The organism is Microbacterium hydrocarbonoxydans, assembly GCF_900105205.1.
GTDB classification, from domain to species: Bacteria; Actinomycetota; Actinomycetes; order Actinomycetales; family Microbacteriaceae; genus Microbacterium; species Microbacterium hydrocarbonoxydans.
This window is the reverse complement of the sequence record NZ_FNSQ01000005.1, coordinates 868,165-888,242: the sequence shown is the minus strand read 5'-3', so window position 1 is coordinate 888,242 and position 20,078 is coordinate 868,165. Positions and strand designations below refer to the sequence as shown.

At 69.9% G+C, this 20,078-nt stretch carries 23 protein-coding genes and 1 pseudogene; 8 read left to right on the top strand and 16 right to left on the bottom strand.

The window, feature by feature from the left end; genetic code table 11:
- Positions 1 to 14: 14 nt before the first annotated feature.
- Entirely contained in the window at positions 15 to 518 is a 504-nt protein-coding gene (locus BLW44_RS04495; RefSeq protein ID WP_245647400.1) for a type 2 periplasmic-binding domain-containing protein, read from the top strand.
- The gene (locus BLW44_RS04490; RefSeq protein ID WP_060926929.1) at positions 515 to 1,498 is read left to right on the top strand and encodes a cation efflux transmembrane domain-containing protein; all 984 of its coding nucleotides are present in this window, start codon (positions 515 to 517) and stop codon (positions 1,496 to 1,498) included. Before BLW44_RS04495 ends, BLW44_RS04490 begins: the two co-directional genes overlap by 4 nt.
- Before the next feature lie 109 nt (positions 1,499 to 1,607).
- Here BLW44_RS04490 and BLW44_RS17955 read toward each other — a convergent pair whose 3' ends face one another.
- Both BLW44_RS17955 and BLW44_RS04485 read right to left on the bottom strand, forming a co-directional pair.
- Positions 1,608 to 1,781 (bottom strand): hypothetical protein, encoded by a 174-nt coding sequence (locus tag BLW44_RS17955; RefSeq protein ID WP_157519582.1) that lies wholly within the window; start codon positions 1,779 to 1,781, stop codon positions 1,608 to 1,610.
- Between the two features lie 93 nt (positions 1,782 to 1,874).
- The gene (locus tag BLW44_RS04485) at positions 1,875 to 3,206 is read right to left on the bottom strand and encodes a cytochrome P450 (protein ID WP_060926930.1); all 1,332 of its coding nucleotides are present in this window, start codon (positions 3,204 to 3,206) and stop codon (positions 1,875 to 1,877) included.
- A 160-nt stretch (positions 3,207 to 3,366) separates the two neighbouring features.
- Between BLW44_RS04485 and BLW44_RS04480 the strand changes: the two genes are divergently transcribed.
- A complete protein-coding gene (locus BLW44_RS04480; protein ID WP_060926931.1) occupies positions 3,367 to 3,804 on the top strand; it encodes an SRPBCC family protein in 438 nt (145 codons plus the stop codon).
- Between the two features lies 1 nt (position 3,805).
- Here the strand turns inward: BLW44_RS04480 and BLW44_RS04475 are convergent, their stop codons facing one another.
- A complete protein-coding gene (locus BLW44_RS04475; protein WP_060926963.1) occupies positions 3,806 to 4,990 on the bottom strand; it encodes a zinc-dependent alcohol dehydrogenase in 1,185 nt (394 codons plus the stop codon).
- A gap of 197 nt (positions 4,991 to 5,187) precedes the next feature.
- Here BLW44_RS04475 and BLW44_RS04470 point away from each other — a divergent pair, with 197 nt between their 5' ends.
- A complete protein-coding gene (locus tag BLW44_RS04470; RefSeq protein ID WP_060926932.1) occupies positions 5,188 to 5,526 on the top strand; it encodes a DUF7882 family protein in 339 nt (112 codons plus the stop codon).
- 10 nt (positions 5,527 to 5,536) lie between these two features.
- Complete coding sequence (locus BLW44_RS04465) at positions 5,537 to 6,937, top strand: threonine/serine exporter family protein (RefSeq protein WP_060926933.1); 1,401 nt, start codon at positions 5,537 to 5,539, stop codon at positions 6,935 to 6,937.
- A gap of 20 nt (positions 6,938 to 6,957) precedes the next feature.
- Here the strand turns inward: BLW44_RS04465 and BLW44_RS04460 are convergent, their stop codons facing one another.
- The 9 genes from BLW44_RS04460 to BLW44_RS04420 form a co-directional block, all read right to left on the bottom strand.
- Positions 6,958 to 7,302 (bottom strand): cupin domain-containing protein, encoded by a 345-nt coding sequence (locus tag BLW44_RS04460; protein ID WP_060926934.1) that lies wholly within the window; start codon positions 7,300 to 7,302, stop codon positions 6,958 to 6,960.
- Positions 7,303 to 7,358: 56 nt separating this feature from the next.
- Positions 7,359 to 8,447, bottom strand: coding sequence for an alkene reductase (locus tag BLW44_RS04455; RefSeq protein ID WP_060926935.1), 1,089 nt, complete (start codon positions 8,445 to 8,447; stop codon positions 7,359 to 7,361).
- 74 nt (positions 8,448 to 8,521) lie between these two features.
- Positions 8,522 to 9,148 carry a DUF1684 domain-containing protein gene (locus tag BLW44_RS04450; protein ID WP_060926936.1) on the bottom strand — a complete coding sequence of 209 codons (627 nt, stop codon included), beginning with the start codon at positions 9,146 to 9,148 and terminating at the stop codon, positions 8,522 to 8,524.
- A gap of 16 nt (positions 9,149 to 9,164) precedes the next feature.
- A complete protein-coding gene (locus BLW44_RS04445) occupies positions 9,165 to 9,740 on the bottom strand; it encodes an NADPH-dependent FMN reductase (RefSeq protein WP_060926937.1) in 576 nt (191 codons plus the stop codon).
- A 96-nt stretch (positions 9,741 to 9,836) separates the two neighbouring features.
- Positions 9,837 to 10,313, bottom strand: coding sequence for a MarR family winged helix-turn-helix transcriptional regulator (locus BLW44_RS04440; protein ID WP_060926964.1), 477 nt, complete (start codon positions 10,311 to 10,313; stop codon positions 9,837 to 9,839).
- 194 nt (positions 10,314 to 10,507) lie between these two features.
- Positions 10,508 to 10,966 (bottom strand): MarR family winged helix-turn-helix transcriptional regulator, encoded by a 459-nt coding sequence (locus BLW44_RS04435; protein WP_060926938.1) that lies wholly within the window; start codon positions 10,964 to 10,966, stop codon positions 10,508 to 10,510.
- 1 nt (position 10,967) lies between these two features.
- Complete coding sequence (locus BLW44_RS04430) at positions 10,968 to 12,713, bottom strand: MDR family MFS transporter (protein WP_074731598.1); 1,746 nt, start codon at positions 12,711 to 12,713, stop codon at positions 10,968 to 10,970.
- A gap of 100 nt (positions 12,714 to 12,813) precedes the next feature.
- Entirely contained in the window at positions 12,814 to 13,539 is a 726-nt protein-coding gene (locus tag BLW44_RS04425; RefSeq protein WP_060926939.1) for an SDR family NAD(P)-dependent oxidoreductase, read from the bottom strand.
- Positions 13,539 to 14,441 carry a helix-turn-helix domain-containing protein gene (locus tag BLW44_RS04420; protein ID WP_060926940.1) on the bottom strand — a complete coding sequence of 301 codons (903 nt, stop codon included), beginning with the start codon at positions 14,439 to 14,441 and terminating at the stop codon, positions 13,539 to 13,541. The genes BLW44_RS04425 and BLW44_RS04420 overlap by 1 nt, the downstream gene beginning before the upstream one ends.
- 103 nt (positions 14,442 to 14,544) lie before the next feature.
- Between BLW44_RS04420 and BLW44_RS04415 the strand changes: the two genes are divergently transcribed.
- Complete coding sequence (locus tag BLW44_RS04415) at positions 14,545 to 15,765, top strand: multidrug effflux MFS transporter (RefSeq protein WP_060926966.1); 1,221 nt, start codon at positions 14,545 to 14,547, stop codon at positions 15,763 to 15,765.
- Here BLW44_RS04415 and BLW44_RS04410 read toward each other — a convergent pair.
- The 4 genes from BLW44_RS04410 to BLW44_RS04395 all read right to left on the bottom strand — a co-directional run bounded on the left by BLW44_RS04410 (position 15,762) and on the right by BLW44_RS04395 (position 17,974).
- Positions 15,762 to 16,118 carry a hypothetical protein gene (locus BLW44_RS04410; RefSeq protein WP_060926941.1) on the bottom strand — a complete coding sequence of 119 codons (357 nt, stop codon included), beginning with the start codon at positions 16,116 to 16,118 and terminating at the stop codon, positions 15,762 to 15,764. The two genes, BLW44_RS04415 and BLW44_RS04410, sit on opposite strands and share 4 nt — an antisense overlap.
- Before the next feature lie 89 nt (positions 16,119 to 16,207).
- Complete coding sequence (locus tag BLW44_RS04405; protein ID WP_060926942.1) at positions 16,208 to 17,020, bottom strand: DUF1206 domain-containing protein; 813 nt, start codon at positions 17,018 to 17,020, stop codon at positions 16,208 to 16,210.
- Complete coding sequence (locus tag BLW44_RS04400) at positions 17,017 to 17,691, bottom strand: phosphatase PAP2 family protein (protein ID WP_060926943.1); 675 nt, start codon at positions 17,689 to 17,691, stop codon at positions 17,017 to 17,019. Before BLW44_RS04400 ends, BLW44_RS04405 begins: the two co-directional genes overlap by 4 nt.
- A gap of 22 nt (positions 17,692 to 17,713) precedes the next feature.
- Positions 17,714 to 17,974: a DUF6458 family protein gene (locus BLW44_RS04395; RefSeq protein ID WP_060926944.1), complete on the bottom strand. Its 261-nt coding sequence runs from the start codon at positions 17,972 to 17,974 to the stop codon at positions 17,714 to 17,716.
- 116 nt (positions 17,975 to 18,090) lie between these two features.
- Here BLW44_RS04395 and BLW44_RS04390 point away from each other — a divergent pair, with 116 nt between their 5' ends.
- Together BLW44_RS04390 and dinB are read left to right on the top strand one after the other, a co-directional pair.
- Positions 18,091 to 18,753: an arsenate reductase/protein-tyrosine-phosphatase family protein gene (locus BLW44_RS04390; protein ID WP_245647401.1), complete on the top strand. Its 663-nt coding sequence runs from the start codon at positions 18,091 to 18,093 to the stop codon at positions 18,751 to 18,753.
- Between the two features lie 50 nt (positions 18,754 to 18,803).
- Positions 18,804 to 19,999: pseudogene (gene dinB / locus BLW44_RS04385) on the top strand (DNA polymerase IV).
- Positions 20,000 to 20,078: the final 79 nt, after the last annotated feature.

The window sequence follows — 20,078 nt, the reverse complement described above, 5'->3', positions numbered from 1 at the left end:
CCACGATGGGAGACGTGAACGCCTCGAAGACCCTCTTCCGTCGCGTCGCCGCCGTCGCCGCCGCGGCCGTCGCCGTGATCGGTCTGGCCGGCTGCGGAGGGCTGACGATCCCCGCAGATCCCGACGGAACGCTGCAAGCCGTGTCCGATGGCGAACTGCGCGTCGGCGTCTCGCCCGATCCAGGACTCGTCACCGACCGCGGCCCAGACGGCGGCACTCCGACCGGCAGCCTCCCCGACCTCGTCGAGGGGTTCGCCGACAGCATCGATGCCGAGATCGAATGGACCGAAGGATCGGAGGAGACCCTCGTCGGGATGCTCGAACGCGGCGACCTCGACCTGGTCGCCGGCGGGTTCACCTCCGATACACCCTGGATCGACCAGGCCGGGATCACTCGCGGCTATCCGGAGATCGAGGGCGCCGACGGGCGCGAGATCGTCCTGCTCGTGCCGCTCGGCGAGAACGCGTTCCTCAGCGCGGTGGAGCGCTACCTCGACGAAGAGGTGGGTTCGCGATGACCTCCCTGCAGCGCATCGGTCGCACCGAGCTGCCGGACGAGCAGCGGAATGCACTCCGCCGGGCGATCAAGTGGGAGTGGTTCACGATCGCGTACACCTCGGTCACCATCGCGGTGATCGCGCTGGTGGTCGGCAACTCCCAGGCGATGCGCACCGCCTGGATCGAGGACATGCTGTCGCTCATCCCCCAGGTCGCGTTCCTCGTGGCACTGATCTTCATCCGGCGAGCGCCCTCCGTGAAGCATCCGTACGGACTCCACCGCGTCATGGGCATCGGGCACCTCGTCGCCGGTGTCGCCCTGCTCGCCGTCGGACTCAATCTGGCGGTGGAGGCCGTGACGGGACTCCTCGCACGCGAGCATCCGACGATCGGCACCGTGCAGCTGTTCGGACAGACGATCTGGCTGGGATGGCTGATGGTCGCCGTGATGGCGGTCGTGATCGTCGGCCCGGTGTTCTTGTACGGCCCTGCGAAGGCGAAGCTCGCCCCGGTGCTGCACAACAAGCTGCTCTACGCGGATGCCGACATGGCGAAGGCGGACTGGCAGACCACCGTCGCCTCCATCGTCGGCGTGCTGGGTGTGGGCGCCGGAGTGTGGTGGCTCGACGGTGCCGCTGCCCTCGTGATCTCCCTCGGCATCGTGTGGGACGGCTGGCGCAATACCAAGACCGCCGTGATCGACCTGATGGACCAGCGCGCCAGGACGTACGACAGCGCGCACCCGCATCCGCTGGCCGGCGACGTCATCTCGACCATGCGCTCGCGTCCCTGGGTCAAGGAGGCAGGCGTTCGGATGCGGGATCAGGGGCAGGTCTTCCACATCGAGGCGTTCGTCGTCCCACACCGCGGGAAGGTGTCGCTCAGCGACTCGACAGACCTCGCCGCACGCATCACCGGCCTCGACTGGAAGGTGCAGGATGTCGTGATCATCCCGACCGAGGAGATGCCGGACGGGGTCGACACGTCGGGTCGAGGCTGACGCCCGCCCCCTCCCGCCGAGGCGGGACGCCCACCGCACCAGGTAGGGGGAGCTGTGCGGCGGGCGCCGTGGCCGGTCGCCTACGACGACCGACCGCTGGTGGAGCGGGTCAGACGTCGTCGACCCGCTCCTCGACCCGCTCCTCGTCCGACGAACCTGCGAGGTCGGGATCGTTCGGGACCGGATCCTCCGACTGCTGCCGTGGGGCGAGCTCGTCGGGGATCATCGGGGTCTCATCCGATTCTGCTCGGCCGTCGTCCGGGGTGGATTCGAGATCTGACATGATGCTCCCTTCGTCGGTGCTTCGGTCAGGTCAGCATGCCTGGCCGCTCCATCCGCGTGCGCGCCCCTTGACAGAACGCACAGGAGCACTCGATCAGTGGAACGGGCAGCGACCGGATGCCGTGGCTGACCGCACCTTCCCACCGGACCGAGGACGGGTTGGCAGCCGTCGACGATTCACGTCGAGGCCGTCGTCGAGGATGCGCAGCCCGGGGTCGCTGAGCACGGCGATGGCACCGGCGAGGCCGGCGATGGCGAGCTTCTCCCCCGGGCACCGGTGTCCGGTCGCCACGTCGGCCCCGCCATGGGGGACGAACGCCGCGAGCGACTCATAGTCGTCCACACCTCGGAAGCGCTCGGGGTCGAACCGCTGCGGCCTCGGCCAGAACCGTTCATCCGTGTTGGTGCCCTGGAGGTCGAGCACGACCCGCCCGCCGGCGTCCACGCGCTGGCCGTCGATCTCGATGTCGGCGGTCGCCCACCCCGGCAGCATCGGCACGAACGGCGAAGTGCGACGGATCTCCTGCGCGAACATCGTCGCGAGAGGCCCGCCGACCAGCGCGCCCCGCTCCGCCGTTTCGGCGGCGATCCGCTCGCGCCAGTCCGGCCGCTCCTGCAGCTCCTTCGCCGCGAACGCGACGAACCGCGCGACCGCGATCATCGGGCGGATGCTGTTCTGCAGCTCCACACCCGCGACCTGCGACGGCAGCAGCTCACCGTCGCGATCGCGGTGGTGCGCCCACACCTCGAGCGCCGTGCGGGGTTCCGCGCGCAGCGCGCCCTGGCGCACCGCCTCGATCAGGCGGGCGGAGTGACGGTCGGACCACCACCGGTTCGCGAGCGCCGCGACGTAGACCGGAGAGTACGGGGAGCCGAACCCGTCGACGATCTGCGCGAGCCGAGCCGACCACCGGGTCTTCGCCGCGGGCGTGCCCGGCACGCCCGCCCATCCCATGACCGCGCGGCCCAGCGCGCCGACAGCCGCGTCGTATGCACTGCGGGTGCCGCCGTCGAGCCATGCCTGACGCTCGTGCTCCCACTCGCGCTCCAGCCAGGGCGTGAGCCTCGACACCTGCTCGTCCTCGTAGGCGACGTCGAGGAAGGAGGCCTTGCGATGCCGGTGCTCGTCGCCGTCGAGGCTGTGCACCGATCCGTGTCCGAAGAGACTCTCCTGCACGATGGAGGGCATCGCCCCCGATCGCGCGATGCGATCGGCATCGTAGAAGAGCTCCACGCCCTCGACGCCGCGGACGAATACGGCATCGCTGCCGAGCAGCCGCATCGGCGCCGATCGCGCCCCGGGGCGAGCCCTGCGCCAGATCCTCGAGCCGAAGTCGTAGCCCCGGGTGAGGAGCATCGGAGCATCGTCGTGGGTGAGTGCGGCGAGGCGGTGCGCCGCCCTGACGGGAAGGTCGATGAGTGCCATGCTCCGACGTTCGCAGAGGCGGCGGCGCAGTTCCAGGGGGAGGCGCGATCACGGGTGCGTGTGCTAAATGGTCGGAGCGGATGGGCGGTGTCCGTCAACCCCCTGTACGCGGATCGCCGCCCACCGCCACGATCACCACAGACGAGAGAGGAGCGCCGACATGGCGAAGAACGTGCGGACCATGGACTGCCGGCCCGACGATGTGTTCCGGGTGCTGAGCAACGCCTGGCTGTACCCGGCCTGGGTCGTGGGGGCCTCGCGCATGCGCGACGTCGACGCGACCTGGCCGCAGCCGGGCGCCGAGCTGCATCATTCGGTGGGCGTATGGCCGTTCCTGCTCGACGACACCACCGTCGTCGAGGAATGGTCCCCGCCGAACCGCATGGTGATGCGCGCCCGCGGCTGGCCCATCGGCGAGGCGCGGGTCACCCTGCGAGTGCGCTCCTACGGCGGCGGCACGATGGTCCGTATCGACGAGGAGCCGGTCTCGGGGCCCGCGACGCTGGTGCCGAGCCTCGTCACCACACCCATGCTGCGCTGGCGCAATTCGGAGACCCTGCACCGTCTCGCCTACCTCGCCGAGGGCGGAGCCGTCTGACTCACACGGCAGAAGGACGCAGGACGACCTTGATGCAGCCGTCCTCCTTGCGCTGGAACGTGCGATAGAGCTCGGGAGCGTCCTCGAGCGGCGCGTCGTGCGTCATGAGGTCCATCACGCCGAGCGGGTCGGAGAGGTCCTCCACCAGCGGCATCAGGTCATCGATCCAGCGCTTCACGTTGCACTGGCCCATGCGGATGCCGACCTGCTTGTCGAACAGCGTCTTCATCGGCAGGATGTCGGCGTCTCCGGCATACACGCCGCTCAGCGACACCATGCCGCCGCGGCGGACCACGTCGATCGAGGCGTACAGGGCGGCGAGCCGGTCGATGCCCGCCTTGTCCATGAGGGCGCGCGCTGCGGCATCCGGCAGCAGACCGACGGCCTTCTGGGCGAACGCCGCACCGCCGTTGCCGTGCGCCTCCATGCCCACGGCGTCGACGACGGCATCCGCTCCCCGCCCTCCGGTGAGGTCGCGGAGCTCGGTCACGACGTCGTCCGTGAGGTCGAAGACCTCCGCTCCGTGCCGCGCCGCCATCTCACGACGCTCCGCGACCGGATCGACGGCGAGCACGCGGTAGCCGCGATGCGCGCCGATGCGCGCGACGAACTGTCCGACCGGGCCGAGACCCATCACGGCCAGGGTGCCGCCGTCCGGCACGTTCGCGTACTCGACCCCCTGCCAGGCCGTCGGCAGGATGTCGCTCAGATAGAGGTAGCGCTCGTCCGGAAGGTCGGACGCGACCTTGATGTGGTTGTAGTCGGCCAACGGCACCCGCAGGTACTCCGCCTGACCGCCCGGCACCTGCCCGTAGAGCTTCGTGTAGCCGAAGAGGGCAGCGCCGCTGCCGTACTCCTTCACCTGGGTCGTCTCGCACTGCGACTGCAGTCCGCGCAGGCAGAAGAAGCAGTGACCGCAGGAGATGTTGAAGGGCACGACGACCCGGTCGCCGACCGCGAGATCCTTGACGGCGCTGCCGACCTCGACCACGACGCCCATCGGCTCGTGACCGAGCACATCGCCCTTGTCGAGGAACGGGCCCAGGAGTTCGTACAGGTGCAGATCGGAGCCGCAGATCGCCGACGACGTGATGCGGACGATCGCGTCGGTCGGGTGCTCGATCTGCGGATCCGGAACCTCCTCGACCGCCACGTCGCGGGTGCCCTGCCAGGTGAGTGCCTTCATCGTCATCCTCCTCGTGAACCGTGTGGAGTGGCCACCCTCCCCCGGCACGGACCGACACGACAGAGGGTTGACAGGCGGATGCTGAGGATCGAGCATTCCGCTCTCACACCGGAATATAGGAAGATGGAGTCACCACCCGTCGATCACCCGGATCGCGCCGCTTGCACGGGTCCCGTGGCCAAACAGAGGAGACCCTTGTGGGCAAGCTGATCTATGAAGGAACGACCAAGGCCGAGATCGAGGATCGCGCGCTCACGCACCTGCAGCTCGTGATCACGGCGAAGCTGCGCCGCGGCGAGCCGTTCGGCTTCACGTGGCGTGAGGACATGAGCGTGGGCGGCGGCCGGACCACCGTCTGGGTGCACGCGGGCAGCTCGCTCGTCTTCAAGTACAGCGGCAGCCGCCAGCCCTCGATCAACCGCGAATGGATCGAGGCACTGGCGTTCACCGCGAGCGCGCCGAGCGGCCTGTACCTCGTGCCGGAACCCGCCGAGGGCGCCTCCTCCGGTCACGTCGACGCACCGCCCAGCGCATAGTCTCGGCGGCATGTCCCCGAACCCCCCGCGGCGACTGCTCGCCTCGGTGCGCAGGATCCTGCACACCGACCCCTCCTCCGTCGCCCACACCGAGGCGATGCCCGTCATCGACGAGCGCACCGTGCCGCGGGTCCTCGACCTCGCGACGCGCATCGGCGAGTCGATGTTCGCGGTCGGCGCCTCCGCGCACGAGGTCACTCTGGCGATCACCCGGGTGTGCGCGGCCTACGGGATGCGGGACGTGCAGGTCGACGTCACGTACAACTCGATCACCGTCTCGTTCCACCTGAGCGGGGAGGTCTGGCCCGAGACCCTGGTGCGGGTCGTGCGCGTCGCGGCACCGGACCACGCCAAGCTGCAGCGGGTGCAGGCGCTGGTCGCCGACATCGACGACGGACTCGATCTCGAATCGGCCCGCACCGCGTTCCGGGTGCTGCGGAAGGTGCCCTTCCGATACCAGCAGCCGGTCGTCATCGTGGCGCGCGCCCTCCTCGCGGTCGGCGTCAGCATCATGCTCGGCGCCTCGCCCATCATCGTGGCCCTCACCTTCGTCGCAGCGCTGTGCGCAGCGCTCACCCAGGCCGCCCTCGCGCGAGCCCGGGTGCCGCTGTTCTTCAGCCAGATCGCGGGAGGGTTCGTGACCACGGTGGTCGCCGTCGCGGTCACGGCGCTCGGCGCGGCCGGTTTCGAGCCGTTCGACGGCATCCGCCCCTCGATCATCGTCGCCTCGGGCATCGTCCTCATGCTCGCAGGGCTCACCGTGGTCGGTGCGGCGCAGGACGCGATCGACGGCTTCGCACTGACGGCCGGTGGGCGCATCCTCGATCTGACCATGCAGACCCTCGGCGTCGTGATCGGCATCCTCGTCGGGCTCGAACTCGGCAGCGTCCTCGGATTCACGATGGGGCTTCCCGACGACCCCGCGCCGTTCGGGCCGCTCCTGAACCAGTTCGTCGGCGCGGTCATCATCGCGATCGCCGTCGCGGTCTTCAACGGCGCCGGCATCCGGATCATCCTGGTGAGCGCGCTGCTGAGCGCCGTCACGATCGCCGGATACTCAGCGATGGTCGGGCTGCAGCTGCATCCCGCCGCCGCGAGCGCGATCGGGGCGCTGCTGGCGAGCTTCATCGGGATGCTGATCGCCCACAACCTGCATGTGCCATCGGTGGCGGTCACGACGGCGGCGATCGTGCCGCTCGTCCCCGGTGTCGCGGTCTTCCAGGGGCTGCTCGAGATGATCCACGCCGCGGGCTCCGCCAGCGGTGTGGTCGGTGTCGGCGGCTCCCTCGTCGACGCCGTGGTCATCGGGATCGGCCTGGCCTCAGGGGCATCCCTCGGCCTGTACCTCGGCACGCCGGTGCGGGCCACCCTCAGCAGCGTCGCGAAGACCAGGGCGCGCGTGCGGCGCTGACGCGTCGCACCCGGGCTCGGTCACACGCTCGGGCCGAGGACTGCGGAGTCCTGCTCGCCGGCCGCATCGCCCTTCAGCTCGATGAGGATGCTGTGCGTCGGCGTCGTGCCGGTGTTCTGCCCCGAGTGCCGCTGAGCCGGGAGCCACACCGCCTGTCCGGACGTCAGTGCCGTGTCGAACACCCGATCGCCCGCGCTGAGCCGACGCGAGAAGTCGCTCAACGTGACCATGACGCTGTTGGGGTGGTCGTGCGGCGTCGTCTGGTCGCCGGGTTCGTCGGTGTACTCCAGCACGCGGACGAAGTCGTTCTCCCACAGCGTCCGGTAGTGGTCGGGGTTCGTCAGGGTGGGATCGTCGGTGATCATGCGGTCACTGTACGCCCCGATATACCGCCCCGACAGGGGCACCTGAGGGCGGACGATCAGGCTCCCGCGCGCACCGACTCCAACGACGGGTAGTCCGTGTAACCCTCGGGGGTGCGACCGTAGAACAGCGCGGGGCGCGGGTCGTTGAGCTCGGCATCCTGACGCCAGCGCTCGACGAGGTCGGGGTTCGCGATGACCGGGCGCCCTGCGGCGACGGCATCCGCCCATCCCTCGGCCACGAGCGTCTCGGCCTCGTCACGGGTGGTCGGCGTGCCGAAGCCGGAGTTGATGATGAGCGGGGCGCCGAGTGCGCGGCGGATGCGCTGCACGAGCTCGCTCGTCGGCGCGGCATTGAGGATGTCGACGAAGGCCAGTCCGAGCGGGGCGAGCCCCTCGGCGACGGCGAGGTAGGTCGCGAGCGCATCGTCGTCGTCCTCCTCGAGGACGCCCTGGATGTTGTGCTGGGGCGACAGGCGGATGCCGGTGCGGTCGGCACCGACGGCCTCGGCCACGGCACGGGTCACCTCGATCGCGAAACGCGCGCGGTTCTCCGGCGATCCGCCGTAGCGGTCGTCGCGGATGTTCGACGCGGGCGACAGGAACTCCTGCACGAGGTAGCCGTTCGCGCCGTGCACCTCGACGCCGTCGAACCCCGCGGCGATCGCATTGCGGGCCGCCTGGGCGAACTGCTCGACGACGGTGGGGATCTCGTCGAGAGTCAGCGCGTGCGCCACCGGCATGTCGAGCTTGCCCACCGGAGTGTGCGTGGAACCGGGGGCGGCGAGGGCGCTCGGCCCCACGACGCGGGGCTCGCCGGAGATCTCCGGGTGCGAGACGCGTCCGCCGTGCATCAGCTGCATGACGATCGTTCCGCCGTCGTCGTGCACAGCATCCGCGATGTGCCTCCAGCCCTCGATCTGCGCCGCGGTCACGATGCCCGGCTGGCCGGAGTACGACTTGCCCTCGGCCGCAGGCCACGTCCCCTCCGAGATGATGAGCCCCTGGCCCGCGCGCTGACGGTAGTACTCCGCCATCGTCGCCGTGGGGACTCCGGCATCATCCGCACGGGTGCGGGTGAGGGGTGCCATGACGACGCGGTTGGACAGGTGCAGGGCGCCGAAGACGGCTGGTTCGAAAAGACTCACCCTGAGGACAAGGCCCACGGCATCCGAGCTATTCCCCGGCGCGGGGAACGCTCCGATCCGACCGCGGACCCCGCTCAGCCCTCGTACATCTCCCCGACCGGCACCGCCACGGGCAGCACGTTCCCCGGCTGGGCGAGAGGGCAGGCCCAGGCAGGGTCATACGCGCAGGACGGGTTGTAGGCGAAGTTGAAGTCGAGGACGATCGTGCCGCGCGCGGCATCCGATCCGAGATCGGCGCCCTTGATGGTGTCGATCAGGTACCGGCCGCCGCCGTAGGTGCCGCCAGGCCGCCCGGCCAGCGCATCGCGGACGGGGATGAAGAGTCCGCCGCCGTAGGTCGTCAGCCGCCACACGTCGAGCGAGCCGGTGTCGGGGATCTCCACCCGGCCGATCCGTTCGAACGGCACAACCCCGTCGGTGCCGGTGGCGAAGTCGAAGCCGCCGGGCTCTGCCTCCAGGATCGGGAGCTCGAAGCGCCACTGCGGGTCGTACGACGGGATCGGCAGCCCCTCGAACAGCGGCCGGTCCTCGGACAGCAGCGGGGTCGCCGGGTGGTGGAGCAACAGGTCGTCGCGCTCGATGCGCCAGAGCTCGTGCGCCTCCTGCGGGGATTCCGCGCTGCGCACGGCGTCGTACAGGGCGAACACGCGACGGCGCCAGTCGACGACCTCGGCGGCGGTGCGGGCTTTCGTGAGCGTCATGCCGTTCAGGCTACGCTCACCCGTCGGTGTCGCGCGGCAGCACGGTGAGCACGCGTTGTATGTGATCGCGGAACTCGACCAGGTAGTCGCGGAGGAACGTCGCGGTGCCCTCGTTCGTCACCGTGCCATCGGCGGCGAACGTGTCGGGCGAGAACTGGATGTACGCCTCCGGCGCCGTCATCTGCCGCGCGTTGCAGAAGCTGAGGACACCACGCAGGCTCTGCTGGGCCACAGCCGTGCCGATCGCCCCGACCGAGGCGCCGATGACGGCGGCGGGGATGTGGTCGAAGGAGTTCTGCCCCCAGGGTCGCGATGCCCAGTCGATCGCGTTCTTGAGGCCACCGGGGATCGAGCGGTTGTACTCCGGCGTGACGAAGAGCACGGCATCCGCCGAGGCGATCGCCTCTTTGAGTGCCGTGGCGACCGGTGGGTAGTCGTCGTCGTAGTCCTGGCTGTACAGAGGCAGATCTCTGATCGGGATCTCGAAGAACTCCAGATCATCCGGAGCGAGCCCGATCAGCGCGGTCGCGAGGACGCGGTTGATCGAGGTGGACGAGAGACTGCCGACGAAGTATCCGACCCGGTATGCCATGACTGCTCCTCATTCCTGTAGGCGTGAGGAAAGTCTCGTCCTGCTTCGCGCTCGCGTCCACCCTCCGACGAGGGATCGCCGATAGTCCGGATGCGGTCAGTCGCCGAACGCGGCGAGCAGTTCCGCGAAGTGGTCGAGGTCCTCGGCCGACCAGCGGCGCAGCCGCTCCCCCAGGCGCTCCTCGTATCGCGAGCGCGCCAGCGCGACTCGCTCCTGGGCCAGTTCCGTGGCGACGAGCACTCGGGCACGGCGATCGTCCGGGTCGCGGACGCTCTCCACGAGGCCCAGCTGTTCGAGCTGACGCACATGGCGGCTGACCGCCGACTTGTCGGTCTGCAGGCGCTCGATGATCGCTCCGGCCGAGGTGGCCTTGCCCGTCGCGATCGAGGTGAGCACCTGATAGCCGAGCGGCTGCAGGTCGGGGTGCACGGTCGTCGCCGCCTCGCGCCAGCTCACCCTGATCCGCGCGAAGAGCCGCCCGAGTTCGTGCTCGACCCGAGAGATCGCCTCATCGAGCTCGGGGGACTCCGGGTTCCCGGGCTCGGCGGCGGGTTCGGCGGGCGAGGCACTCATGCCCGCCAGCTTACGGCGAAGCCCCGCCGGCGGTCGGCCGGCGGGGCTTCGGGCCTCGCCCTCGGCGAGGTCGAGATGACGGATGCATGCCGGATGCCCGGCTGCATGCCCGGATCTGCGGATCTGGGCATGCATCCGTGATCCGAGCATGCATCCGTGATCCGAGCATGCATCCGTGCACGGGTTCCCGACGGTCAGACCTCGGCGAGGAGTCGGAAGACCTTGGATGCCGCGTGGATCTCGTCCGGGGTGAGCTCGGCGACGACCGTGCGGAGCCGCGAGGCGTGGTCGCTGCGCAGCTCCGCGAGGGCGGCGCAGGCCACCGGCGTCGCCGTCAGCACCCGCAGCCGCCCATCGCGTTCGTCGGCCCTGGATTCGATGAGGCCCAGCTCCTCGAGCATCCGCACCTGGCGGCTGATGACCGACTTGTCCATCTCGAATCTCTCGGCGAGCTCATGCGCGCTCGCCGTCCCCGCCCTGTCGATGAAGGTCAGCAGCTTGTAGCCGCCCACCTGCAGTTCGGGAGCGATCCTCGCCGCCGACTCCTTCCAGAGCGTCCTGGTCCTCGCGAAGATGAGGTTCAGGTGCGTCTGGAGGTCGCCGAGGGCGGTGTCGATCTCGGCGGGCGTCGCGGCGACGTCGGGGGTAATCATCTCAGCGCCTCGGCTCCCGGCCGTCGTCGCCGCGGTTCTCGTCGGGCTTCTCGCGCTCGAGCACCGTGACGGAGCCCGTGGTCGGCGATGCCGCCTCGGCCCCGGCGATGCGGATCGCTCCGGTCGACATGGTGGCGCCGACCTCGGCCTCCGACACCTCGAGCACCGACTCCTCGGCCTGCTCGCGCAGCTGCTCCGCGGCGTTCTTGGTCGACAGCGGCTTGTTCCGGATGAACGCGATCGCGATGATGGCGATCACCGCGAGCGGGATGGCGATGATGAACGAGTCGGCGATGCCGTGTCCATATGCTCCCTCGACGATCGTGCGGATCGTGTCGGGCAGCTGGCCGACCTTCGGCACATCACCCGAGGCGAGGTGCTTCAGCGCGTCGACCTCCTCCGGAGTGGTGGGCGTGAAGCCCTCCAGGGCATCCGTGATGTAGTTCCCGACGCTCGTCGAGAGCATCGCGCCCATGACCGTGACGCCGATGGTTCCGGCGATCGTGCGGAAGAAGTTGACGTTCGACGAGGCGGCACCCAGCTGCTGCGGGGCCGTGTCGTTCTGCACGATGAGGGTGAGGTTCTGCATGACCATGCCGAGGCCGGCGCCGAGGACGAACATGTACACCGCGACGAGCGGGAACGGGGTGTCGTAGCGCAGCGTCGCCATGAGGCTCACACCGACCGTGGTGAGGACCGAGCCCGTGAGCATCCAGCCCTTCCACTTGCCGAAGCGGCTCACGAGCTGGCCGATGATGATCGACGCACCCATCTGGCCGATGATCATCGGGATCGTCATGAGGCCGGACTCCGTCGGCGTGGCGCCGCGAGCCAGCTGGAAGTACTGCGCGAGGAACACGGAGGTCGCGAACATCGAGACGCCGATGGCGATCGAGGCGATGACCGAGAGCGTGAACGTGCGGTTGCGGAACAGCGACATCGGCACGATCGGCTCCTTGACGAAGAACTCGACCGTGATGAAGGCGGCGATCGCGACACCGGCGATCACGGCGAGCATGATGCTCGTCGAGGAGTCCCAGTCGAACTGGCTGCCGCCCATCGACACCCAGATGAGGAGCGTCGAGACGCCGACCGCGAGCAGGACGATGCCGAAGTAGTCGATCGACACCTTCGTGTCGCGCTGGGGCTTCGGCAGGTGCAGCGTGAACTGCAGCAGCACGAGGGCGAGGATCGCGAAGGGCACGCCGACGAAGAAGTTGGAGCGCCAGCCCCAGACGTCGGTGAGGAGGCCGCCGAGCAGCGGGCCGCCGATGGTGCCGAGGGCCATGATGCCGCCGACGACGCCCATGTACTTGCCGCGCTCGCGCGGGGAGATGATGAGGGCGACCGCGATCATGACGAGCGACATCAGGCCGCCGACGCCGATGCCCTGGATCACGCGGACCGCGATGAGCATGTTGGTGTCGGTCGAGAATCCGGCGATCACCGTGCCTGCGGTGAAGAGGATGAGCGAGAGCTGCACGAGGATCTTGCGATCGACGAGGTCGGCGAGCTTGCCCCAGATCGGGGTCGAGACGGCCGTGGCCAGCAGGCTGGCGGTGATCACCCACGTGTACTGCGACTGGGTGCCGCCGAGGTCGGCGATGATGACGGGCATCGAGGTCGACACGACGGTGCCCGAGAGCACGGCGACGAACATGCCGACGACGAGCCCGGAGATCGCGGTGAAGACCTCGCGCGGCGAGCGGACGGGCTCGGGTGCGGAGGAAGGGGAGACGTGAGTCACAGTGGAAAGCTCCTGTGTAGAAAGTTGATAAGAATCAACTATACGCCTACTGGTTGCGTAAATGCAACTATCTACTCGGAGCAACCATCGAGCCGTCTCGTCAATCCAGCGCCACCCCGGTCTGCGCGGCGAGGAGTGCGATCAGGTCGCGTTGGAACGTCGGGTCCGTGGCGGCCGGATGCGGCTCCTGAATGCGGCGGTGGAACCAGTACCCGCCGGTACGGGGGCTGATCTCATGGGCGGGCGCCGTCGCCAGCCACTGCTGCGTGCGACTCCCCTCCCGCAGATCGTCCGGCGCGTGCGATCCCCCCATCCGGGTCGGCACCCACCCCGGGTCGACGGCATGTGCGAGCCCGTCGGGTCGCGTGCGAGCCAGATGCAGGGCGAGCGCCGTCACGAACAGCTTCGAATCGTCGTACGGGCGGGCCCTGCGATCCGGACGCGAGAGGTCGAGCCCCGACAGGTCGGCGGATCCGGATCGGTGCAGCGAGCTGCTGATCACGATGGTGCGCCCCGGCGGCGTCATCGCGGCCGCGAGCAGGTACGGCGCCGCGACGTTCACCGCGAAGACGTCGGGGCCGTCGATCACACCGGCGTTGTGGATGACGGCATCGAACCGCCCGAAACGCTGCGCGCCCGCGGCCACGTCGACGACGGCATCCGCGTCCGCCAGGTCGCCGAGCACCTCTCCGGCCCGCGCGAGGTCGGCGGGCAGCCGGTCGGCGGTACGCGCATGCACCACGACATCATGCCCGGCGGCGGCCAGCTCCCGCGCGGCGAGCAGACCGATCCCCGACGAGGCGCCTGTGACGAGCACGAGTGCCATCAGCCGGCCGTCCCCTCGTCACTCGGCTCTGCACCTGCACCTGCACCCACCTGCTCCAGCGACCATGAGGCGAGCAGGGCCAGCCTCTCGGCCGACGGCGACCCCGGCTCCGCCGTGTAGATCATCAGGACGTTGCCCGGCTCGGCCGTGATCGCCAGCTCCTCGTAGGCGAGGACGATCTCCCCGACCAGCGGATGCCGGAACCGCTTGGTCCCGGCTCCGTGAGTCCGCACGTCGTGCGCGGCCCAGAGCGCTCGGAAGGTCTCGCTGCGCGTCGACAGCTCGCCCACGAGGTCCTGCAGTCCCTTGTCGTGCGGGTCGCGCCCCGCCTCGGCCCGCATGATGGCGACGCACATCGCCGCGAACACGTCCCAATCGGGGTAGAAGTCCCGCGAGGCCGGGTCGAGGAACTGGAAGCGGGCGAGGTTCGGGGTGCGCCCGCCATCGCCGATCAGCGGCGAGTAGAAGGCGCGGCCGAGGTCGTTCACCGCGAGCAGGTTCTGTCGCGGATCGCGGACGAACGCGACGGCATCCGTGACGGACGCCAGTGCCCACTGCAGACTCGGTCTCGACGCGGTCGGCTTCGACGCCCGGCGCCGCGGACGGCCGCTGGAGGGGATGCCGTCGGCGGCGCGCGCGAGATCGAGCAGGTGCGCCCGCTCGGCCTCGTCGAGCAGCAGCGCGCCGGCCAGTGAGTCGAGCACGGCCGCCGACGCCCCGGCGATGGCCCCGCGCTCGAGCTTGGCGTAGTACTCCACGCTCACGCCCGCGAGTGACGCGACCTCGCTGCGACGCAGCCCCTGCACCCTGCGGTTCCCTCCGGCGACGAGTCCGACCGCCTCAGGGGTGACGCGGGCACGTCTGGTCATGAGGAACTCGCGGACCTCGGATCTGTTGTCCATGCTCTGGACGCTACCCTCCGATCGGCGCCCCGAGGGAGTCTCTCGCGGTACACCCCTCACCAGGAACTCCCCCGCACGCGCACGACCGAAGAGGCTGGTGAGCATGACCACGACAGCCGACCGCACCTCTCCGAGCCGCATGCTGCCCGCGCTGCTGCTCCTGCTCACCGTGTTCGGGCCGATCTCGATGGACCTCTACCTTCCGGCGCTCCCCGCTCTGACCGCAGAGCTGGATGCCGCGACCTCCGTCGCGCAGCTTACGATCACCGCCTGCCTGATCGGCCTCGCCGCCGGTCAGCTGATCGCCGGCCCGGTCTCGGACGGGTACGGCCGGCGCGGCATCGTGCTCGCCGGCATCGCCGCATACATCGCGACGTCCGTGCTGTGCGCGATCAGCCCCACGGTCGAGCTGCTCATCGCGGCACGGTTCGTGCAGGGCCTCGCCGGCGGTGTAGGCATCGTGATCGCCCAGGCGGCCGGCCGGGACGTCTTCTCGGGACGCGAGCTGATCCGCTTCTATGCGCGCCTGACCGTGGTCGGCGGATTCGCGGCGGTCATCGGCCCCCTGCTGGGCGGACTCCTCAACACCGTCGTCGACTGGCGCGGACTGTTCCTCTTCCTCGCGCTCATCGGCGTGGGCATCCTGGCGCTCTCCCTGATGCGCTTCGGTGAGACGCTCCCCCACGCTGACCGCACCGACGGCGGCCTCGCCCGCACGCTGCGCGACTACCGTGTGCTTCTCGGCGATCGAGTCTTCGTCGGAGCGATCCTGAACCAGGGCTTCCTGTACGCGGCGCTGTTCGCCTATCTGTCCGGCGCGACGTTCGTGCTGCAGGACATCTACGGACTCTCTCCCGTCGAGTACGCGCTCGCCTTCGGCGCGAACTCGGCGGGGTTCATGGCGTTCGGACACCTCGCCGGTCGGTCCGCCGAGCGCGGGAGGGTGCGGAGCACGCTGGCTGTCGGCATCGCGATCGCAGGCCTGGGAGCTGCCGGACTCCTCGCCGCCGGCCTCACGGCGATGCCGCTGTGGGTCGTGCTCGCCGCGCTGTTCGCACTCGCCGCTGGCGTGTCGATCTCGTCCCCGCCGGCGACGACGCTCGCGCTGGTCGACTACCCGCAGATCGCCGGGACCGCGTCATCCCTGCTCGGCATGATCCGGTTCGGATTCGGCGGCATCGCCGCTCCGCTGGTCGGAGTCGCCGGCGCTCTGAGCATCCTGCCGCTGGGCGTCGTCACGATCACCGCGACCGTGCTCGCCGCGGCGTCAGCGCTCCTGATCTCGTCCGCCCGACGACCGGTCGCGGAGCCGGTTCGCGGCTAGTGCCGCTTCGACGCCGAGCCGTCGAGGTCGAGGTCGACATCGAGGTGCCAGTCGCCGGGACCGTCCTCGCCGTCGGCATCGACGGGATCCGGGTACAGGCGGTGCGACTGCAATCGGGCGGCGTGCGCCGAGAAGTCGGGCTCCGGGTCATCCGAGTGGTGCGGGCCGACGAGCAGGTCGTTGCCGACGCCCACCACGAGATCAGCACAGTCCTCGGCGCCATTCACGAGGATCGGGATCTCGACGGCGTCGGACTCCCCCTCGCTCGCGATCGCCGCGGCGAGGGTGACGAGCGAATCCGCGACGTCGTCGGTGGTGACCAGCTGCTGGCCTGCATAGGAGACGATCTTCATGCGTCCATCCTGGCCCGATCCTCGGATCGCCCCTGGAGGGTTGCGCTCGACGCCCGCGGTTCGATAGGCGTCCGACCCGGAGGCTCAGTTCACATCCGCGCGTAGCGGGCGCGAGCGAAGCAGAACAGGCCGTACAGACCGAGCCCCAGGCCGACCACCCACAGGATCACGGCGCCGAAGGGCAGCCCGGCGAGCGTCCGCAGTGCGGCGTCGAGGCCCCCCGCGGTCTCGGGATCGTGAGTCAGAGCCGCGATGACGAACAGCACGCCCGCCACACCGACCGCGACCCCCTTGGCGATGTATCCCACGGTGCCGAAGGCGACGATGCCCGACCGCGCCGTCCCGCCGGGCACGGAGAGGTGCTCCATGAAAGCTCGGGTGACGCCGCGGACGATGAACGCGACCCCGACCGCGGCGACGCCCAGGCCGACCAGGACGAGCAGCACGACGCCCGCCGGCACGGCCAGGAGGCGGGCGCTGAACGACTGCGACGATTCGGACGACTGCGACTGCCCGCCCAGCGCATAGACCAGAGCGGTGGCTCCGATCGCGAGATAGGCGGCTGCCGTGCCGAGGAACTTCGCCCGGTGCGCCCACTTCTTCTTCGCGTCCTGGTCGCGTTCGACGACCGCCTCGGCGATCTGCCAGATCGCGAGCGCGAACAGCCCGAGCACGATCAGCCACAGCAGGAAGACCCCAGCCGGCGACTCCTGGATCTGCTGCAGAGCACCGCCCTGATCGGCCTTCTCTCCCCCACCACCGGTGGCGATCGAGATCGCGATGCCGCCGATCAGGAGGTGCAGGATGCCGAGCACCACGTACCCCACTCGGGCGAGGAGACGGAACGCCGTCGAGTCCTGTGCGGCTCTCGCGGTGGAGGCGGCCGAGTCACGGGTGTTCATGGATTCACGCTGCTTTCGATCGGTTCATCAGGGAGGGAGGCGGCGCGGTGCGACCGGGCGAGGCGACGCGCTCGCACCGATTCGGCGCACGCCCAGACGAGGGTGGCCACGGCCACGCCCTCGAGCAGGCCCGCGACGACGTCGCTGAGCCAGTGGGCCTGGAGGTAGGTGCGACTCCACATCATGAGGAGCACCCACGCCGCACCCGCGACCCACACGGCACGCCGCCGCAGCAGGAGTCCCAGCATCACCACGACCGTGGTGGCGACGGCGGTGTGCCCGGAGGGGAACGAGGTCGCGACGCTCTCGGCGAGCGAGTCGGCCGGACGGGTGCGGCCGATCACCGCGGCCATGGTGGCCCCGATCGCGACCACGGCGACCATCGCGACAGCCAGGGTCGCCGCATCCCCTCTCCGACGTCGCCAGACGAGCACTCCGATCAGGATCACGCCGATCACGATCATCCCGACCGTGCCGCCGACGACCGCAGGCACCCACGCCACCACGATCCAGACGTCGCTCGTGAGGGCGAGCATGAGGTCGTGCCACCAGACGTCGACGGCCAGCGGCTCATGCCCGCCCCACGCCACGACGGCGCGGAGGATGACGAAGGCGAGGGTCGCCGAGGCTCCCACGACGATCGCCGTGGAGCCTCGCGACGCCTCGGTCACTCCGCCATCGGGCGACGGGTCATCACGCGATGGGGTCGTTGTTGCGGATGCTGCGGCGCGTCACGCGCTCGCCGGTGGCAGGGTCCACCGCGGTGCGGTCGACGGATTCGGTCCGGCGGCTGCGCATCACCAGCACGAGGCTGATCAGGAAGACGAGGACGCCTGCGCCCATGAGGATGTAGCCGATGAGGTCGAGATCGACGTAGCCGCCGGTGTCGATGTTGAGTGCGAAGACGAGGATCGCTCCGATGACGAAGAGCGCGATTCCGCTGCCGATACCCATATGTCCATTCCTCTCCGAGACCGCGTCCGCAGTCTCGCGACGACCAGAATAGGGTCAATCCCGACTGAGTCAATGGTCGTGGACACAGTCAGCGCGGCGTGGTATGGATGGAGGCGATGACTGATCTCGCACGCCGCGCCGCGATCTTCGCCGCACTCGCCGATCAGACACGCCTGCGCATCGTCGATCTGCTCACGCTCGGCGATCTGGCATCGTCGGAGATCGGGAGCGCTCTGGACCTGCGCTCGAATCTGATCGCACACCATCTGGGCGTCCTCGAGTCCGCACGGATCATCACCCGCACCCGCTCCGAGTTCGATCGACGGCGCAGCTACATCGGACTGCGCCCCGAGGTGTTCGAGACCCTCGCTCCGCCGAGCGTCCCCGCACCCGCGAGAGTGCTCTTCGTCTGCACCGCGAACTCCGCGCGCTCGCAGCTCGCCGAGGTGATCTGGCGCGACGCGAGCCCGATCGACGTCGCCTCCGCCGGCACCCGCCCGGCACCGGTCGTCAATGCCGAGGCCACGGCCGCCGCCGCGCGGCACGGACTCGTGATCGACCCCGACCGCCGACCGCGGCATCTCGACGAGGTGCGGGCCGAGGGCGACCTGGTGATCACGGTCTGCGATGACGCGCACGAGCGGCTGCTCGCCGACGACGACCTGCACTGGTCGGTGCGCGACCCCGCACGGCTCGGCACGCCCGCCGCCTTCGACGCCGCCTTCGACACCCTGTCGCAGCGGATCCGCGCGCTGTCGTCCCGCCTGCTCGCCGCCTGAGCCGGTGTCCCCGGTCCGTGCGACGATTCGCACGTCGACGGGAGAACGGGATGCGGGGCGAAGCGACCGTGCTGCACGCCGACCTCGATGCGTTCTACGCCTCGGTCGAGCAGCGTGACGCGCCGGCGCTCCGCGGCAGACCCGTGATCGTCGGCGGCGGGGTGGTGCTGGCGGCGAGCTACGAGGCCAAGGCACGCGGCGTGCGCACCGCGATGGGCGGGCGTCAGGCGCTGCAGCTCTGCCCGGATGCCGTGGTCGTGCCCCCGCGGATGGAGGCGTACTCGGCGGCGAGCAGAGACGTGTTCGCGATCTTCCGCGACACGACCCCGCTCGTGGAGGGCCTGTCGATCGATGAGGCGTTCCTCGAGGTCGGTGGTCTCCGGCGGATCGTCGGCACCCCCGAGGAGGTGGCGGTGCGCCTGCGCGAGCGCGTCAGGGTCGAGGTGGGTCTCGCGATCTCGGTCGGCGTCGCGCGGACGAAGTTCCTCGCCAAGGTCGCGAGCGCCGTGAGCAAGCCGAACGGGCTCCTCGTGGTCGAGCCTGATCGCGAAGAGGAGTTCCTGCTGCCGCTGCCCGTCGAACGGCTCTGGGGCGTGGGGGCGATCACTGCGGAGAAGCTGCACCGCTACGGCATCCGCACCGTCGGACAGCTGGCCGAGTTGGAGGCGGCGACAGCCGAGCGGATGCTGGGCAGGGCGGTCGGAGCCCATCTGCATGCCCTCGCGCGCCTCCGCGATCCGCGTCCCGTCGACACGACGCGCCGCCGTGGATCGATCGGATCGCAGCGCGCGCTCGGCACCCGCGAGCGCTCCACCGAGGAGCTCGAGCTCATCCTCACCCAGATCGTCGACCGGCTCGCCCGACGTCTGCGCGACGGCGGACGCGTCTGCCGGACGGTCGTGCTGCGACTGCGCTTCGGTGACTTCGCGAAGGCCACCCGCTCACGCTCGCTCGGCTCCCCACCGACCGCACTGCGCTCCTCTCGACCGTCGCGCACACACTGCTCGCCGCGGCCCAGACGGAGATCGCGGAGCGCGGGATCACCCTGATCGGCGTCTCCCTGTCGCACCTCGACCAGGCCGATCGCGTGCAGCCTGAGCTGCCGATCGACTGGGGCGACGAACCGCGCCTCGACTCGGTGCTCGACACCCTGCGCGACCGGTTCGGCGCGGCATCCGTCTCCCGCGCGGCCCTGCTGGGGCGGGATCCGGGATGGTCGAGCCCGATCCTGCCCGAGCATGAATGAGCGCACCGAGCAGTTGCACAGAAGTGCACTTCTGACAAGCCCCGTGAGGGCGGGGACGCCGATTCGCGCATCGCCGGCG

Excerpts from the sequence above, each read along its gene's own strand:
- BLW44_RS04410 (WP_060926941.1), bottom strand. The coding sequence starts at position 16,118 with ATGAAGATCGTCTCCTATGCAGGCCAGCAGCTGGTCACCACCGACGAC.
- BLW44_RS04390 (WP_245647401.1), top strand. The coding sequence starts at position 18,091 with ATGACTGATCTCGCACGCCGCGCCGCGATCTTCGCCGCACTCGCCGAT.
- BLW44_RS04460 (WP_060926934.1), bottom strand. The coding sequence starts at position 7,302 with ATGATCACCGACGATCCCACCCTGACGAACCCCGACCACTACCGGACG.
- BLW44_RS04475 (WP_060926963.1), bottom strand. The coding sequence starts at position 4,990 with ATGAAGGCACTCACCTGGCAGGGCACCCGCGACGTGGCGGTCGAGGAG.
- BLW44_RS04450 (WP_060926936.1), bottom strand. The coding sequence starts at position 9,148 with ATGACGCTCACGAAAGCCCGCACCGCCGCCGAGGTCGTCGACTGGCGC.
- BLW44_RS04420 (WP_060926940.1), bottom strand. The coding sequence starts at position 14,441 with ATGGACAACAGATCCGAGGTCCGCGAGTTCCTCATGACCAGACGTGCC.
- BLW44_RS04405 (WP_060926942.1), bottom strand. The coding sequence starts at position 17,020 with ATGAACACCCGTGACTCGGCCGCCTCCACCGCGAGAGCCGCACAGGAC.
- BLW44_RS04425 (WP_060926939.1), bottom strand. The coding sequence starts at position 13,539 with ATGGCACTCGTGCTCGTCACAGGCGCCTCGTCGGGGATCGGTCTGCTC.
- BLW44_RS04490 (WP_060926929.1), top strand. The coding sequence starts at position 515 with ATGACCTCCCTGCAGCGCATCGGTCGCACCGAGCTGCCGGACGAGCAG.
- BLW44_RS04415 (WP_060926966.1), top strand. The coding sequence starts at position 14,545 with ATGACCACGACAGCCGACCGCACCTCTCCGAGCCGCATGCTGCCCGCG.
- BLW44_RS04480 (WP_060926931.1), top strand. The coding sequence starts at position 3,367 with ATGGCGAAGAACGTGCGGACCATGGACTGCCGGCCCGACGATGTGTTC.
- BLW44_RS04440 (WP_060926964.1), bottom strand. The coding sequence starts at position 10,313 with ATGAGTGCCTCGCCCGCCGAACCCGCCGCCGAGCCCGGGAACCCGGAG.
- BLW44_RS17955 (WP_157519582.1), bottom strand. The coding sequence starts at position 1,781 with ATGTCAGATCTCGAATCCACCCCGGACGACGGCCGAGCAGAATCGGAT.
- BLW44_RS04395 (WP_060926944.1), bottom strand. The coding sequence starts at position 17,974 with ATGGGTATCGGCAGCGGAATCGCGCTCTTCGTCATCGGAGCGATCCTC.
- BLW44_RS04465 (WP_060926933.1), top strand. The coding sequence starts at position 5,537 with ATGTCCCCGAACCCCCCGCGGCGACTGCTCGCCTCGGTGCGCAGGATC.
- BLW44_RS04435 (WP_060926938.1), bottom strand. The coding sequence starts at position 10,966 with ATGATTACCCCCGACGTCGCCGCGACGCCCGCCGAGATCGACACCGCC.
- BLW44_RS04445 (WP_060926937.1), bottom strand. The coding sequence starts at position 9,740 with ATGGCATACCGGGTCGGATACTTCGTCGGCAGTCTCTCGTCCACCTCG.
- BLW44_RS04485 (WP_060926930.1), bottom strand. The coding sequence starts at position 3,206 with ATGGCACTCATCGACCTTCCCGTCAGGGCGGCGCACCGCCTCGCCGCA.